General features: G+C 60.3%; 9 protein-coding genes. 5 read left to right on the forward strand and 4 right to left on the reverse strand.

Translation table 11 applies throughout. The annotated features are described in order from the left end of the window. Window positions 1-2: 2 nt before the first annotated feature. Both M8997_RS08575 and M8997_RS08580 read right to left on the reverse strand, forming a co-directional pair. Window positions 3-1670: a calcium-binding protein gene (locus M8997_RS08575; RefSeq protein ID WP_250019093.1), complete on the reverse strand. Its 1668-nt coding sequence runs from the start codon at window positions 1668-1670 to the stop codon at window positions 3-5. A gap of 213 nt (window positions 1671-1883) precedes the next feature. Beyond that, on the reverse strand, window positions 1884-6992 hold the full coding sequence (locus M8997_RS08580) for a DUF11 domain-containing protein (RefSeq protein ID WP_250019094.1): 5109 nt from the start codon (window positions 6990-6992) through the stop codon (window positions 1884-1886). A gap of 381 nt (window positions 6993-7373) precedes the next feature. On the opposite strand from M8997_RS08580, the gene M8997_RS08585 reads away from it, so the two are divergent. After that, window positions 7374-8900 carry a UxaA family hydrolase gene (locus tag M8997_RS08585; RefSeq protein ID WP_250019095.1) on the forward strand — a complete coding sequence of 509 codons (1527 nt, stop codon included), beginning with the start codon at window positions 7374-7376 and terminating at the stop codon, window positions 8898-8900. A gap of 22 nt (window positions 8901-8922) precedes the next feature. Here the strand turns inward: M8997_RS08585 and M8997_RS08590 are convergent, their stop codons facing one another. Both M8997_RS08590 and uxaC read right to left on the reverse strand, forming a co-directional pair. Continuing rightward, on the reverse strand, window positions 8923-10398 hold the full coding sequence (locus M8997_RS08590; protein ID WP_250019096.1) for a mannitol dehydrogenase family protein: 1476 nt from the start codon (window positions 10396-10398) through the stop codon (window positions 8923-8925). Window positions 10399-10414: 16 nt separating this feature from the next. Then, window positions 10415-11812, reverse strand: coding sequence for a glucuronate isomerase (gene uxaC / locus M8997_RS08595; RefSeq protein ID WP_250019097.1), 1398 nt, complete (start codon window positions 11810-11812; stop codon window positions 10415-10417). A 199-nt stretch (window positions 11813-12011) separates the two neighbouring features. Here uxaC and M8997_RS08600 point away from each other — a divergent pair, with 199 nt between their 5' ends. From M8997_RS08600 to gshB, 4 genes are all read left to right on the forward strand, one after another. Continuing rightward, entirely contained in the window at window positions 12012-12662 is a 651-nt protein-coding gene (locus tag M8997_RS08600; protein ID WP_250019118.1) for a GntR family transcriptional regulator, read from the forward strand. Between the two features lie 29 nt (window positions 12663-12691). After that, complete coding sequence (gene uxuA / locus M8997_RS08605; RefSeq protein ID WP_250019098.1) at window positions 12692-13882, forward strand: mannonate dehydratase; 1191 nt, start codon at window positions 12692-12694, stop codon at window positions 13880-13882. Window positions 13883-14423: 541 nt separating this feature from the next. Then, the gene (locus tag M8997_RS08610; RefSeq protein WP_250019119.1) at window positions 14424-14723 is read left to right on the forward strand and encodes a septal ring lytic transglycosylase RlpA family protein; all 300 of its coding nucleotides are present in this window, start codon (window positions 14424-14426) and stop codon (window positions 14721-14723) included. A gap of 88 nt (window positions 14724-14811) precedes the next feature. Continuing rightward, window positions 14812-15753, forward strand: a complete 942-nt coding sequence (gene gshB, locus M8997_RS08615) for a glutathione synthase (RefSeq protein WP_250019099.1) — start codon at window positions 14812-14814, stop codon at window positions 15751-15753. The last annotated feature ends 66 nt before the right edge of the window (window positions 15754-15819 follow it).

The following is a 15819-nucleotide window of genomic DNA, read 5'->3' on the forward strand; positions in this document are numbered from 1 at the left end:
ATTTACAGGATGAAATCATCGGCCGCCCAGTCATGGCCGCTATCGTTGACCGCTATGATCAGGTCGGCGATGCCGTCGCCATTGTTGTCGGCCTCGATCTGCAGATAGGTCGGCTCGGAGACATTTTCCGGCACGACCACGCGCAATTCGCCAGCCGTGCCCGAAAAGCCGCTTTCTCCGATGAAATGGAACGGTTCATTGCTTGCCGTATTGGTATTGGCGTCGACCCGGCTCAGATCGACCTTGTCGCCATCGGCAGCGCTGAAATCGGTGATGTAGTCCGCGTAATTCTGATCGTCGCCTTCCTGAAACGCTCTTTCAGCGGCATGGAAGGTGAAAAGATCGGCGCCGGCGCCGCCGGTCAGCACGTCATTGCCCCAATAGCCATCGAGGACATTGTTGCCGGCATTGCCGGTGATGAAATCATCATATTGGCTGCCGGTCAGGTTCTCGACATTGAGGAGCGTATCGCCGAAGGAGTTTTCGCCGGTCGACAGGTCGATCGTGCCTCCATCCACCGCTTCGCCATAGCTCACGGTGTCGATACCTGCTCCGCCATCGATCCAATCGCCGCCATTGCCTGCGAAAATAAGGTCATCGCCCGCTTCGCCATTGACAATGTCCTCACCGGCGCCGCCGCTGAGGATGTCGTTGCCGGCGCCGCCCGCGAGGGAATCATCGCCGTCGCCGCCCAGCAGATGGTCCGCACCATCGCCGCCGTCGAGCCAGTCGGAGCCTGCACCGCCCAGCAATTGATCATTGCCCGCGTCGCCGCTGAAACGGTCCTCGCCGCTGCCGCCGATCAGCGTGTCTCCACCGTCGCCGCCATAGGCCCAGTTTGCACCGTCTCCGGTCTCCACGCGATCATCGCCGCCGCCAGCCAGGATCCAGTTGGTGCCGCGACCGCCCAGGATATAGTCATCGCCGTCGCCGCCATTGATATTGTCGTCGCCGTTACCGCCATTGATCCGGTCGTCGCCGTCGCCACCGATCAGGGTGTCATTGCCATTGCCGCCGCGAAGATAGTCGGCACCCGCGCCGCCGTTGAGATAATCGTCGCCACGGCCGCCACTGAGCCAGTCATCCCCGCTGCCGCCGAGCAATCTGTCGTTGCCATTGCCACCGCCGAGACGATCGGCTCCATCGCCACCGTCCAGGATATCGTCGCCATTGCCGCCGAAGAGATGGTCTTCGCCCTCGCCGCCAAGAAGCCGGTCGTTGCCGGAACCGCCATCCATCCAGTCATTGCCGGAGCCGCCGACCAAGGTATCATTGCCGGCACCGCCCGACAGGCCATCATCACCGGCGAGACCGACAAGGACATTGTCGCCCGCATCTCCGGAAATGATATCATCGAAGACCGAGCCGACGACGTTTTCGAAGCCGACCGCCAGCCTGTCGCCCTCGGCATCGCCATTCCAGCTGCCGAGCGCGCCGGATCCATTATAGCCGCCGAGGCGAACCATGACCCCTTCGGACGAACCCGCATAGGCGAGGGTATCGATCCCCTCATTTCCCATGAGGAGGTCCGAACCGCCCTTGGCCTCGACAAAATCATTGCCGCTGCCTCCGAAGACCGTATCATCAGCATTGCTGCCGATGATGATTTGATCCTTTCCATTATCAGGATTCACATTCAGGAGATCGAGCAGGGATTGATCTATAGCCACGGCGGTCCTCGTCCAACAGAGATCAGAGCAAAACGGCTCCATAATATTTGCGAAAATGAACTACAACTTACGACAAATTCCAAATGAATTTTTTATTGCGAACTATTCCTGTAAACTCAAAGCAATATATTTCAAATCATGAAGTAATTTACTTCGACTGACGTAATTCACCTCTAACATGGGGCTTTTCGAGCATCTAATCGATTGGTCATGTCAGAACTTGCCGACGAGATTGATAAAGGCACCGCGGTCATCGAGCGTCTGGTCACGCAGATCATCCGAAAAACGACCAAAATTATATCCGGCCCCCACCTTGAAATTGTTACCCACGCCCTTGTAGAGGGCCAGCAAGGCGCCGTAGTCGGTCGTTGCGGCCTCCGGCATGCCCAACACCCTCCCCTCCGCGAGCAAGCTGAACCCGTGGCCGAAATCGAGATCGGCACGCAGAATGCCGAGATGCGCCGAAGAGTGCTGCCACAGGCGGGATGCGCCATCGGCAAGTGCATGCTGCCGCGTCTGGCCAATGCGAAAGCCATATTTGGCACCGACTGAAAGCCATGAAAGCAATTCATAATCGACATCGAGCGACAATATCTGGCTGCGCTGCTGCGGCCCGTCTTTATCTCCCGTCACGGCGCTCACCTGGTCGGCTCCCGGTATGTCGTGCAGAAATCCGTATTTGAAAAGTGCGTTGAGCCTGTCATGCGTTGTCGGCCGGTAGGCGAGCCCCAGCATCGCTTCCACATAACGCCCGTCACGATAGGCTGCCGGCATGTCACTGGCGGACAGGACGGCATCGGCATCAATCAGCACGCTCCAATCCTGCGTCGCCTTCCATTTGAGCCTGCCGGAAACGAGATAGGTATCCATGTCGCCGCCAAGGTCGCCATCCTCGAACCGCGCCTCGGTTCGCATGCGCGCGCTCAGGCTGTCTTTCACCTCATAACCAATGGCCAGGGAATAGGCCTTCCTGTCGAAGTCGGCAAATTCCGCTCCCGCCGGGCCCTCATCAGTATCGTCCTCCACCGTCCCGATCTCGATGCCACCGTCGATCGTCCACCGCTCCGGCGTATAAATGACGCCGTAGGTCTGCGTAAGCGCGGTGCGCTGCCCGAAAAGATCGTAATTGCGCTCCGCATAGGTGGAAAGCGTGTCGTCCAGTTTCCGCCGGGCCCCAACTACAACCTCGCCGTGGTCGCGACCCGAAAGATCGAGCACACGGTCCACGTCCAATGCGCGATCAGGATCGAGGCGGTAGCCGAAATAATAGGTGCTTTCGGCCGTCGGATGATAATTGAGCGATGCTGCCGCACCGAGACCGAGATCGCCGACGGAAATCTCGGCGGCAAGATCGATCTTCTCCGACCAGACATACTCGGTACCGACGCCGATGCGATTATTGGCAGCGATATTGCCTGAACGGCTCAAGGTCCCCTGGCCGAAGACGTAATAGGCGTGGTCCGCATCGGCGCGGTAGTCCAGTCGAACGCCACTGTCGAGCCGCGAACCGTCATGCTGCCGTGAGGCGGTTCGGCGCCAGGGGGCATGCAGGGTGGTATAAGTCGCGCCGAAGGACGCTTTCCAATATTCGTTCAATTGCCAGCTGATCTCCAGATCGCCCTTCCGTCTGGACCTGCCACCCATCGTGCGGCCAGTCCAGGGATCGACACCCAGGCCCTGCCGGTAGTCGTCATAGTTCAGCTGCAGCGCCCAATCCTCGGCCAGGCCGATCTCGGCGAATCCTCCCCACATGCGCTTTCCGAGCGCGTTTCTTGCGGCAAAAGTGGCAAAACCAGCGCCCATATCCTCATAGAACCCGCCGATCCTGCCTGCAATCTGTCCGCCGCTGGCCTCTGCGAGATCCGCCTGCCCATTCAGCCGCCAGGAGAGCGCGGAACGCTCGCCGGCGCCCGACGGAGCAAATTCATGGATGGACAGGCCGCCATCGAGCGAGTGCGATGCCCCGAAGCCGGGCCCGCTCGAACGGGCGAATTCGGCGTCGATAAAGGTGTTTTCAGATCGCTTGAGCCGAACATCCGCGCCATAGGCATTCTGGTCAGCCTGCCCCAGATCCTCGCTCATGCCCGTGATGCCGACGCGCAATCCGTCCGTCAGCCAATGTTGGGCGCGACCGCCATAGGCATATCCATCGACAGTGCCAGCCGAAGGGGTGAATTCGTATTCGACCACCAGATAGGCCTTCTCGCCGCCGAAGGCTCCTTGCCGGACGACCCGGCTTGTCGCAGTGGCAGAAGAGAGCGGCCGCTTCAGGATCAGCAGGCCTTGAAGATAGTCGAACGTATAATCATCGCCAAAACGCAATTTCCTGCGCTTGACGACGCGTCCAGTCATATGATCGCGGAACTCGACGGTGGCGCTCTCGGATCCGATCGTGACGTCCTGGCGCTTCAGGAAATAGGCCGAGCCGCCGGTGCCCAGAAACTCGTCGCGCTGCGGCAGGCTGTCGGGCTGGGCGCCGTAGAGCTGCACTTCACTGCGGCGCTCGCCGGATGTGGTCAATTTACCTGATTTATAGACGGCGCTCGCACCGTAGAGCGCCCGATCGGTGCGCATGAATTCCGTTTCGCTGACGGAAGCGCGATAATTGCCCCAGAGGACATGGCTATCGCCCTGCTCGAGGCGGACATAGAATTTACCATTGGTGGGCGCATCGTCGATGCTGGAGGAACCATCGCCATAGATCGGGTAGAATGCCTCAGGATCGAGGCGGCGCAGCGTCTGCCTCGGATCCCTGGCATCCATTGCGCGAAACATGCCGGAAATGTCACCCTCGCCCGTGTCCGCTGCCGCCGTCAGCAGATATTTGCCCTTGATCTTCCCCTTCAGATAAAAAGCGACGCGCCCGCGCGCATAGGTCTCGTCATATTCGCCGGGGCGTACCGCCTCGATATGTCTGTCTCCGGAACGCCTGCCGACCGTCATATCGGCCAGCCCGACGTAGAACCAGTCGCGATCGGATTGTGCGCTGCTGTCCCGCGCATTATCTGCCGTGCCGATGCGCGAAACGGGAAAATTGAGCTTTGTCATCTTGCCCGCTGTCAGCCTGGCGAGGCGGGGATTTTCGCCGTTCATTGCATATCCCGCAGGCAGCGTCGTCTGATCCAGCTTCATGATGAAGTTGGATCCGATGCGACTGTCCGGCAGGTCGGCACACGCCACGTGGAACATGCCGTTCTTGTCCGTCGTGACCAGCAGGCCCCGTACCATTGCAAGCCTCACCCCCGCCATGCCGAGTTCACCCGGCTGCTGCCGGCCGTCACCACTGCGATCATCGAAGACCTTGCCGATCAAATCGCCGCAGTCGAATATGGGATCGGCGAGAACCTCGATCGTAGCCGTTGCTTCCGGCGCGAGGGGCCCAGCATCCAATGTGGCGCTCGCCCGATTGACATGCTTGCCTGGCGCGGCGCTGCCGAGGGCAAGGAGCTCCAGCCTGATCGATCGCTTGCCGCGAGGCGAAACATCGACCTCGAATCTCGTTTCGCGCCCGCTGATGTTCGGATCAACCGGCGCGGCATCAATACTCGCAGAGCCTTCGACGTAACGGAACCCGGACGGAACGATGTCGCTGATGGTGACGCCAACCACGCTTTCCTTGCTGCGGTTGGTCGCCGTAATCGTAAAGGGCGCCATCTCGCCACGCCGTATCTGGCGTGCTCCGGCCTCGATGGTCAGCGAAAAGTCGCGATCGGCGGGGACAGGCAGCAAAGCCAGCCGCGACCGGGCGGTATCCGACATCACATCCAGCCTGGCCTCTGCACCCTGGTCATGCGGCGCGAAGCTCGCCCGGGCCGTCGCTTCATTCAGGACGACAGCCTCGGAAGTCAGCCGATCGATATCCTCCCGCTGCAACGTATAGGAGGCGGTGAACCGACGCTCGGCGCGTATGGCGAGCAATGCCTGTGACGGCTGAACGAAAGTGAGGCCAGCGGCTGCGGCTTGGCCGCCGAATGTCGGCCCCTTATCCGCAATCATGACCCGCTCAAGCGGTACATTGCCGACATTGGCGACATCGAACCAATAGCTGATCGTTTCTCCCGCCTGGGCAAATCCATCGCGGTTTTCATCATTGAACCTGCCGCTTTTCGCAAGAGTCAGCCGTGGTTCGGCGCCGAGCGAGACCGATGTCCTGCTCTCATTGCTCACAACAAGACCGCTCATATCGGATGGTTCGTGGGGGCCGACGACAACAGCATGTCTCACTCCCCTTGGTGCCAGTCCTGGAGACGCTACCTGGCCCTGCGCTACCGCCCGGTTCTCGACTGGAGCGCCGAAATGCTGCGGTTCGAGCCGCAGGCCCGCAGAGATGGTCGTTTCGTCCGTCGCGCCGGGCTCGAGGCGCGCGATGGGGCCGCCGTGCAATATGGTGCCGGGCAAGAGACCGGTGACCTGGATGCCCGTCAGCGGCGTATTGCCCGTATTGGTAATCCGGAACCTGTAGGGCAGAATGCCGCCGACTTCGCTCGCCGTCGGCTTGTCGGCCTTCATCTCCAGGGCGATGGACGGTAACCTCGGCAATTGCACCCGCGCATTCGCCGGAGTACTGGTTATCATGGTTGCGTAGGATGTCTGGCCATTCGCCGTTGCGATAGCATCGACATATCCCGCCTCTATGTCATCGGCGGTGAGCACATGACTGCCGGCGCACGTCGCTTCCTCTCCCCGCTTGAGCTCCGCCGCTTCGCATTGGATGGACATGCCCGGCACGGCATTCTCTATCGCAATTTCACTGAGCGGAACGTTGCCGCTATTGGATATGATGAAACGATAGGCGATCAACTCGCCTGGCTCGGCCTTGGCCGGTGCACGACCTGTCATCTCGAGGGCAAGTGAGGGGTCTTCAAGGCTGTCGGTCGTCGAGGACGGTCCGGTGGTGATGGCCAACTCTGCCGCCGTACCCGAGGCGGTGGCTCTGTTGCTGATTTCAGCGGCCGCATAGTCGCTTTCTGTGATCCTGTAGTCACCGTGACAGGCCATGCTTTCGCCCGGAGCCAGAGTGCTCCGCGGACACATGACCGCTCCTTGCAGCCTCTCATCATCGATCGCAATATTCTGGAACGGCAAATCTCCGACATTGGTCAAGTCAAAGCGATAGGTAAGCGTGTCACCCGGCTTGATGCCCGACCGGGACGTCGCGCTCACGCCGAAATGGATGTCGAGATCCTGATAGGAGATGCTGGTCAGAGGTTCGGCTTCCACCTTGGCGATGGCAGGCCCGGCAGGTAGCGGCGCGGCTCGATTGGCACCGCGCCAATCGCCGGAAAGTCCCGCTGCCCAGACCGGAACCGACAACGCGAGCAAGGGTACTGCAATGAGAAACACGGAGAGTAAACGGCGTGCCCGCCAAATGCGGAGGAATGGATGAAACATATCAAATACTCACAATACAACTTTTGATGGTAACGGAGCCTGCCGGCATTCGAGAACGCCGACCTGAAAAATATGTAGCAATAATTGATACTTACGGTATTTGCTCGCGTCGGTTTTCGTCAACAGATCCGGCGGCACTGTCTGATTCTATGGTTAATGTGCATTAATAATACACTTATAAGTTGTACTACCGACTCATGATTCCAACGCATATGCTGCCAGAGAGTCCCGCTGCACCGACTGTTTCAACCTGCCACATTGCAACTGGCCGTCCGGGGAATTAATATATTAATTGACCAGTTGGAGATTTACATGGATACCCTGACCGCACCCCGGCACCTGCGCCTTCACGCCAGCGACAATGTCATCGTAGCCGTTGACGCCATTCAGGCAGGCCAGCGCATCGATGACATCATGATCGCCGACCGTGTCCCGAGGGGACACAAGCTGGCATCGCGTCCGATCGCCGAAGGGGAGCCGGTGCGCAAGTTTGGCCAGATCATCGGTTCGGCTTCGAAAGCGATCGCGCCCGGCCAATGGGTGCACGAACACAATCTCAACTATACGAATTTCACCCGCGAAGCCGACGCCGCCCACATCACGGCGGCAGGCGGCTTGCTGCCGGTGGAGCAGCGGGCAACCTTCCAAGGCTTTCGTCGCGACAATGGCCGCGTCGGAACGCGCAACTATATCGGCATCCTTACCTCGGTGAACTGCTCCGCCTCGGTGGCGCGTTTCATCGCAGAAGCGGTACAGAAATCGGGCCTGCTGGATGATTATCCGACGATAGACGGGATCATTCCGCTGGTTCACGGCGGCGGCTGCGCGCTGGACGTAAAGGGCGAAGGCTATGAAGTCCTGAAGCGGACTCAATGGGGTTACGCCACAAATCCCAATATCGCCGCCGTCCTGATGGTCGGCCTCGGTTGCGAGGGCTTCCAGATCGGGCGCTGGAAAGAGGCCTACAATATCGTGGAAAGCGACAAGTTCCGCAGCCTGACGATCCAGGAAGTGGGCGGTACGCGCAAGACGATGGAGGCAGGCATCTCGGCGGTTCGCGACATGTTGCCGACGGCTGCCAATGTAAGACGCGAAACCGTGCCGGCGTCGGAACTCATGCTCGCTTTGCAATGCGGCGGATCGGATGGCTATTCCGGCATCACCGCCAACCCGGCTTTGGGCGCCGCCGTGGATATCCTCGTGCGCCATGGCGGGACTGCCATTCTGTCGGAAACACCTGAAATATACGGCGCCGAACACCTGCTGATCGAGCGGGCATCCAATCCCGAAGCTGTTGCGCGGCTTCAATCGGTCATTTCCTGGTGGGAGGACTATACGGCCCGCAACAACATGGAAATGAACAATAATCCCTCACCTGGCAACAAGGCGGGCGGATTGACCACAATCCTGGAGAAATCGCTCGGCGCCGTCGCCAAATCCGGCACGACTCCGTTGGAAGCCGTTTACGGATATGCCGAACCCGTAACGGCACGCGGCCTCGTCTTCATGGACACGCCCGGCTATGACCCCGTGTCGGCCACCGGCCAGGTCGCCGGTGGCGCCAATATCCTTGCCTTCACCACTGGCCGAGGGTCGGCCTATGGCTGCAAGCCGACGCCGTCGATCAAGCTGGCGACCAACACACCCATGTACAATCAGATGATCGAAGACATGGACATCAATTGCGGCGACATACTCGACGGCGTTTCCATCGAGGAAAAGGGCCAGATGATCTTCGATCACCTCCTGAAGATCGCCTCCGGCGAACGCAGCAAATCCGAGCAGCTCGGCTATGGCGACGCGGAGTTCGTGCCATGGCAGATCGGCGCAACGATGTAAGGCTCCGACCGAGCCGAAATTATTAGGTGGCGGCGACAGTTCTCGCCGCACCGCTCTCGAGAAGCCTGCCGAGCGCTTCTTCGACCGCCGTCCTGAATATGACATTGGCCGGCAGATCTTCGCCGAAAACCTGGCGAAGTCCGAGAAGCGCAGCCACGATGTCCGGTGCCGAAGCCTTCTGCGCCGTCAGGCGCTTCATCTCTTCCGCCAGGGGATCGCGCACGTCGATGGCTTGTCCACGCTCGTCGGTACCGGTCACATACCGCATCCAGGCAGCAATACCCATTGCCAGACGAGGGAACGGTGCCTCGGCCTCGATACGGCTGCGGATCGTGTTCAGCAGTCGCTGCGGCAGCTTCTGCGAGCCGTCCATGGCAATCTGCCAGGTCCTGTGGCGCAGGGCCGGGTTGCGGAAACGCTCCCGCAATTGCGCCTTGTAGGCGGCTAGGTCGAAGCCGGGCAGAGGCGGCAGGGTCGGCGTGATCTCCTCGTCCATCATTGTCTCGATGAAGCCGGCGAAGCCTTCCGCCCGCATGACATCGGACACCGTCTCATGTCCGGCCAGATAGCCGAGATAGGCGAGGGTCGAGTGACTGCCATTGAGGAGGCGCAGCTTCATCAGTTCGAACGCCGCGACGTCATCGACGAACGTCGCTCCGAACTTCTCCCAGGCCGGGCGTCCGCTGGGGAAATGATCTTCGATCACCCACTGGCTGAACGGCTCCGTCATGATCGGCCATTCATCGACGACACCCGCAGCCTTGGTCAGCAATTCCCGGTCTGCATCGGTCGTGGCGGGGACGATCCTGTCGACCATCGTTGACGGGAAGGCGACCTCATCGGTGATGTATCGGCCAAGCTCGGCATCGCGCAACGACGCGAACCGCGTCACCACGTTCTTCAGCGTCTCGCCATTGGCCGGCAAATTATCGCAGGAGAGCAGCGTGAATGGCGGGATGCCGCGCTCACGGCGGCGCGCCAGTGCCTCGACGACGAAGCCGATGGCGGATATCGGTGCGCCCGGATTGGCCAGATCGTGAATGATGTCAGGATGCGCCTCGTCGAGCGCTGCGGCCGCTGGCGAGTAGCAATAGCCTTTTTCCGTTATGGTCAGCGAGACGATCTTCACATCGGGCTCGGCCATGACCTCGAGGACGCGTTCGGGATCTTCCGGCGCTACCAGCAAGCCCATGATGCTGCCGATGACCCGGAACCGGTCGCCGCCGCCATCGCGAGTAGCGACAGTATAGAGCCCATCCTGCGGCTGCAGGGCGTCGCGCGTGCCGGGGCTACGCAGCGACACGCCGACGATGCCCCAGCGCATGTCGTCCGCGGCAATCGCATCATCCGTATAGACTGCCTGGTGCGCCCGGTGGAACGCGCCGATGCCGAGGTGGACGATACCGGTTTGCAGGCCGTCCCGCGTATAGTTCGGAACCTGAATCTGTGCATCGAGGCTCGAGAGGGAAGCATTGGAGAGGCGCGGTGTCGAAGACATTTATTTCTCGTTTCTTTCAGAGCTTGTAGGCGTTCTTGGCCAATCGATAGGCCAGGTCATGGGCGATCTCGGCGCCTTCGTCTTCATCGAGCCGGTGGTCTGCGATCAGACGCGCCAGGAAGGCGCAATCGACACGCCGCGCCATATCATGCCGCGCGGGTATGGACAGATAGGCCCGGGTATCGTCGTTGAAACCGACTGTATTGTAGAAACCCGCTGTTTCGGTGGTGAGCTCGCGGAACCGCCGCATGCCTTCCGGACTGTCGTGGAACCACCAGGCCGGCCCCAGCCGCAATGCCGGATAGTGCCCGGCAAGAGGCGCAAGCTCGCGGCTGTAGCTCGTCTCGTCCAATGTGAAGAGGATGAGCGTCAGCCGCGGATCGTTGCCATAGGCATCGAGCAAGGGCTTGAGTTCCTCGACATAGCTCGTCGCACGGGGAATATCGGCACCCTTGTCCGCGCCGAACCGCTCGAACAATTGCGGATTGTGATTACGGAACGACCCCGGATGTATCTGCATCACGAGTCCGTCTTCGACGCTCATGCCGGCCATTTCCGTCAGCATCTGGGCTCGGAAAAGCTCTGCTGCCTGGGGATCCGGGCGGCTCATCACCAGATCGAAGAGGCTTGCTGCCTCGGCGGGCGAAAGATTGGCGGTGCGGGCGCTGGGATGGCCATGATCCGTCGCCGTCGCTCCGCGCGCCTTGAAATAGGCTCGCCTTGCCCGGTGGGCGTCCAGATAACCCTGGTAGGTGAGAGGCGTACCGGCAAGTCCGGTGAATTTCTCGACGTTCTCGGCAAAGTCCGACCGCGACGCATCGACCACCGCATCGGGGCGATAGGCAGGAACGACCCTGCCCTTCCAGCCGGATTGCAACACTGCGTCGTGATAGCGAAGATCGTCGGTGGCAGCGTCGGTGGTCGAGATGACCTCGATGCCGAACTGCTCGTACAGCGCGCGCGGACGCATGGAGGGCTGGCCGATCCGGTCGCTTATCCGGTCATAGAGTGCATCGGCATTGGCTTCGCACAAGCGATCCGTGATGTCGAAGATCGTCTCCAGCGAATGCTCGAACCACAGGCGCGAAGGCGTTCCCCGGAACAGGTGAAAATGCCGCGCGAACAGCCGCCAGATCTTGCGGCCGTCGGTCTCTGTCGGGCCGCCATCGACGCGCGGTACGCCGAGATCCTCCAGCGCCACGCCTTGCGAGTACAACATGCGGAAAATATAATGGTCCGGCTTGACGAACAGGCTGGCGGGATCTGGAAAGGCTTCGTTTTCCGCATACCAGCGAGGCTCGGTATGACCGTGCGGCGAGATGATAGGAAGCCGTTCCACGGTACGATAGAGGCGACGGGCAATAATGCGAGCATCGGCCTCGATTGGAAACAGCCTGTCGGGATGAAGCGCCATTCTTGTCTACTCGCACTGCCTGTGGATGAAGGATCGATCTTGGCGGAGAGTAGAAAATAATATATTAGTATGTCAATGTCGCAGGCGGGCAGCAGCCCGTGAATGATGAAAGTATGACGTGAACAAGACCGCCCCGCAAATTTCCTCGTCAGAGACCACGCCGGATCGCACTGCGCCGCGCGGCGCGCCCGTCGGAAGAATGACGACGGCGACGGCGATCTACCGCGAGCTTCACGCCGCAATCGTGGCGATGGACATGGCCCCGGGCACGGCGCTCAACGAAAAGGCGCTGACGGAACGTTTTGGCGTCAGCCGCACGCCGGTGCGCGAGGCGCTGATCAGGCTGGTGGAGGACGGCCTGGTGGACGTCTTTCCGCAATCCGGAACATTCGTATCGCGCATTCCCCTCGCGCTCATTCCCCAGGCCGTGATCATCCGGCAAGCGCTCGAAGGAGCTGCGGTGGAACGCGCCGCCGAGCGCGCCACGGCGAAGGATGTGGAATGGCTGGACGAACTTCTCGCACGGCAGCGGTTTTTTGCCGACCGCATGAATACCAATGGCTTTCACGAGGCCGACGAGGCCTTCCACGAAGCGATCGCCGGTATTTCCGGCCATCCCGGAATCTGGACCTATCTCAAGCCTGCAAAGATACAGATCGACAGGGCGCGGCGCATGACGCTGCCGGCGCTCGGCCGCATGGATCAGGTTCTTTCCGAACATTCGACCATCCGCAATGCCATTGCGGAGCATGATGTAGCGGCCGCCTGCACGGCAATGAAGCAGCATTTGAATGCCGTCATTCCCGATATTGAAACCTTGAGAAGAACCCATCCCCAATCGTTCATCTGATTTGGGATCGCAATAGTGACGGAGGATGCATGCGTCAGGCATGGAGATGGTTTGGGCCCAAAGCTGGGGTAACGCTTGACGATGTTCGGCAGGCAGGGGCGACGGACATCGTATCCTCGTTGCACGACGTCCCGATCGGTGAAGCCTGGACAAAGCAGCAGGTCCAGGAGCGCAAATCCCTTATCGAATCGACACCGGACGGGCGGACCCCGCTGACCTGGTCTGTCATCGAGAGCATACCGATCCCGGACGCGGTGAAGCGCACGGGCGGGAAGGCCAAACGTGAGATAGAGACCTGGATTGCCAGCATGGAGGCGGTCGCCGCCAATGGAATCCGGGTCATCTGCTATAATTTCATGCCGGTTGTCGACTGGTGCCGGACGGAGCTGGACCATGTCACTCCGACGGGCTCGACCGCCATGCGTTTCGACCACAATCAGTTCGCGGTTTTCGACCTGCATATCCTGCAGCGCAAGGGCGCCGAGAGCGATTATTCCAGCGAGGACCAGGCCATTGCAGCGCGGCTGTACGAAGCGATGGGTGCGCAGGAAATCGCCGATCTCACGCGCAACATCGCCAGCGCCCTGCCCGGATCGACGACCGAACCCCTGACCATCCCGGCCTTCCGCGACAAGCTCGACGCCTATTCCGGCATGGATGCCGCGCGGCTGCGCCAGCACCTGATCGAGTTTCTGCAGGCCGTCACGCCAGTCGCAGATGCGCTCGACGTCAAATTGACCCTGCATCCTGATGATCCGCCCCGGCCCTTGTTCGGCTTGCCGCGCATAGCATCGACGGAGGCCGATTATGCAGCGCTGTTCGACGCCGTCCCCTCGCCCGCCAATGGCATGTGCTATTGCACCGGCAGTCTCGGGGTTCGCGCCGACAATGATCTGCCGAGCATTGCGCGCCGTTTTGCCGGGCGTATTCATTTTGCCCATCTGCGTGCAACGACCCGCGAGGGGGATGGAAGAAGCTTCCACGAAGCTGCGCATCTCGAAGGCGATGTCGACATGGTGGCGGTGTTGCGCGAACTGCTCGCGGAAGATCGCAAGCGCGACAAGGCGAACAGCATCATTTTCCGGTCCGATCACGGCCAGCGCCTGCTCGACGATCTGAGCAAGGATGTGACGCCGGGCTATCCCTCGATCGGCCGCCTGCGCGGTCTCGCCGAATTGCGGGGCATCATCCACGCTCTCGATGCATCGGCCTTGCGCTAGAACGTTCCCCGGAGCAATCGATAGGCGTTTCGGCCGGGAACGGACCAAAACGATGCGTTGAAGCAAAAATGCCGATCACTTTTTGAGTTGCCGTGCCATTTCAGTGCGGCAACTCACTCGAAATAGTTAATCCTTTTTCACGATATCTGCCGCCTGGATCGCTGTTTCGACAGTGCCCCTTAATAAATTGGTTATAAATCAACACATTTCCGCCATAGTCTCTGCGCGATCCTGAATATCCCGCGCGCTGGCACAGCAAGTTCCATCACATTTTGAGTCATAATAAGACAATAGAAATGAGTAACTTGCGCCCATTTGCCTCTTGATCTTTGGCTTTCTTTCCGGCGTGCGACACCTCGAGGCCACATTTCTCCAAAATAGAAGCGACATCTCATCCACGCGGCGATCTACTTACCCGAGCTCGCCATATGCGTGTGTCTTCATTCAGGTGTTTCCGCCTTGGGTTGTTAAAGTGCGAATATTCCCCATGCTCTCATTTGCAAGTATCCGTAAGGTACTCACTGCCACCATTATTTTCCTCATGTTCGGTGCCGCTTCCGCCAATGCCGCCTGTGGCGGCGCATCATGGTACGCCCTTCACTCCAAAACGGCTTCGGGCGAGCGTATGAACCCGTCGGCACTGACCGCTGCCCACAGGACGCTGCCATTCGGCTCCAAGGTGAAGGTGACCAACCAGCGCAACGGCAAATCGATCGTCGTGCGCATCAACGACCGCGGACCGTTCATCAAGGGCCGGGTGATCGACCTTTCAAAGGGCGCAGCCGCCAGGCTCGGCTTTGTCGGCGCCGGCCATACCAAAATCTGCATGGCGAGGCTTTAGGCCAGACCAGGGCGGCAGCGATCATTCTTCTTGACCAATGCCGCCAGTAGCGCCATGTGAACAGTCCAGATGAAGTCGGGGATGTTCCATGGCACTCAAAGTCGCGGTCCAGATGGACCACATCAATTCGATCCGGATCGGCGGAGACACGACCTTCGCCCTCTGCCTTGAAGCGCAGGCGCGCGGGCATCGGCTGTTCCATTATACGCCCGACAGGCTGAGCATGCGCGACGGTGTCGTTTCGGCACGCGTGGAAGAACTGAGCGTGCGCGATGTCGAAGGCGATCATTTCAGCCTCGGCGAGCCGACCCCCCGAGACCTGTCCGAGATGGATGTGGTGCTCCTGCGCCAGGATCCGCCCTTCGACATGAATTATATCACCACGACGCATATGCTGGAGCGCATTCACCCGAAAACGCTCGTCGTGAACGATCCTGCCTGGGTGCGCAACAGTCCCGAGAAGATCTTCGTCACCGAGTTTCCCGACCTCATGCCGGACACGCTGATCACCAAGGACCCGGCGGAGATCATGGCGTTCCGCAAGGAGTTCGGCGACATCATTCTCAAGCCGCTCTATGGCAATGGCGGCGCCGGCGTATTCCATCTTGCGGATGGTGATCGCAATCTCACCTCGCTCCTCGAAATGTTCGGACAGATGTTCCGCGAGCCCTTCATCGCCCAGCGCTATCTGAAGGATGTTCGCGCCGGGGACAAGCGCATCATCCTGATCGACGGCGAGCCTGTCGGCGCCATCAATCGCGTTCCGTCCGAAACCGATTCACGCTCCAACATGCATGTCGGCGGGCGCGCCGAGAAGACCGAACTGACCGAGCGCGAGCGGGAGATCTGCGCCCGCATCGGCCCGTCGCTGCGCGAGCGCGGCTTCATCCTCGTCGGCATCGACGTCATCGGCGACTATATGACGGAGATAAACGTCACCTCCCCGACCGGCGTTCGCGAGGTGAAGCGGTTTGGCGGTGCCGACATAGCGGCGCTGTTCTGGGACGCGGTCGAAGCGAAGCGGAACTGATCGCCCGGGCGAGCGTCCGGCGTAGAGCTGGCGTTCGCCAATTGTTCTTGTTATGCGGCGGGATTT

The sequence above is a fragment of the Phyllobacterium sp. 21LDTY02-6 genome (genome assembly GCF_023554255.2).
Lineage (GTDB): Bacteria > Pseudomonadota > Alphaproteobacteria > Rhizobiales > Rhizobiaceae > Phyllobacterium.

Bases quoted from the DNA above. Each gene is read 5' to 3' on its own strand.
- M8997_RS08610 (WP_250019119.1), top strand. From the start codon at position 14,424: ATGTTCGGTGCCGCTTCCGCCAATGCCGCCTGTGGCGGCGCATCATGG.
- uxaC (WP_250019097.1), bottom strand. From the start codon at position 11,812: ATGGCGCTTCATCCCGACAGGCTGTTTCCAATCGAGGCCGATGCTCGC.
- M8997_RS08585 (WP_250019095.1), top strand. From the start codon at position 7,374: ATGGATACCCTGACCGCACCCCGGCACCTGCGCCTTCACGCCAGCGAC.
- M8997_RS08590 (WP_250019096.1), bottom strand. From the start codon at position 10,398: ATGTCTTCGACACCGCGCCTCTCCAATGCTTCCCTCTCGAGCCTCGAT.
- gshB (WP_250019099.1), top strand. From the start codon at position 14,812: ATGGCACTCAAAGTCGCGGTCCAGATGGACCACATCAATTCGATCCGG.
- uxuA (WP_250019098.1), top strand. From the start codon at position 12,692: ATGCGTCAGGCATGGAGATGGTTTGGGCCCAAAGCTGGGGTAACGCTT.
- M8997_RS08600 (WP_250019118.1), top strand. From the start codon at position 12,012: ATGACGACGGCGACGGCGATCTACCGCGAGCTTCACGCCGCAATCGTG.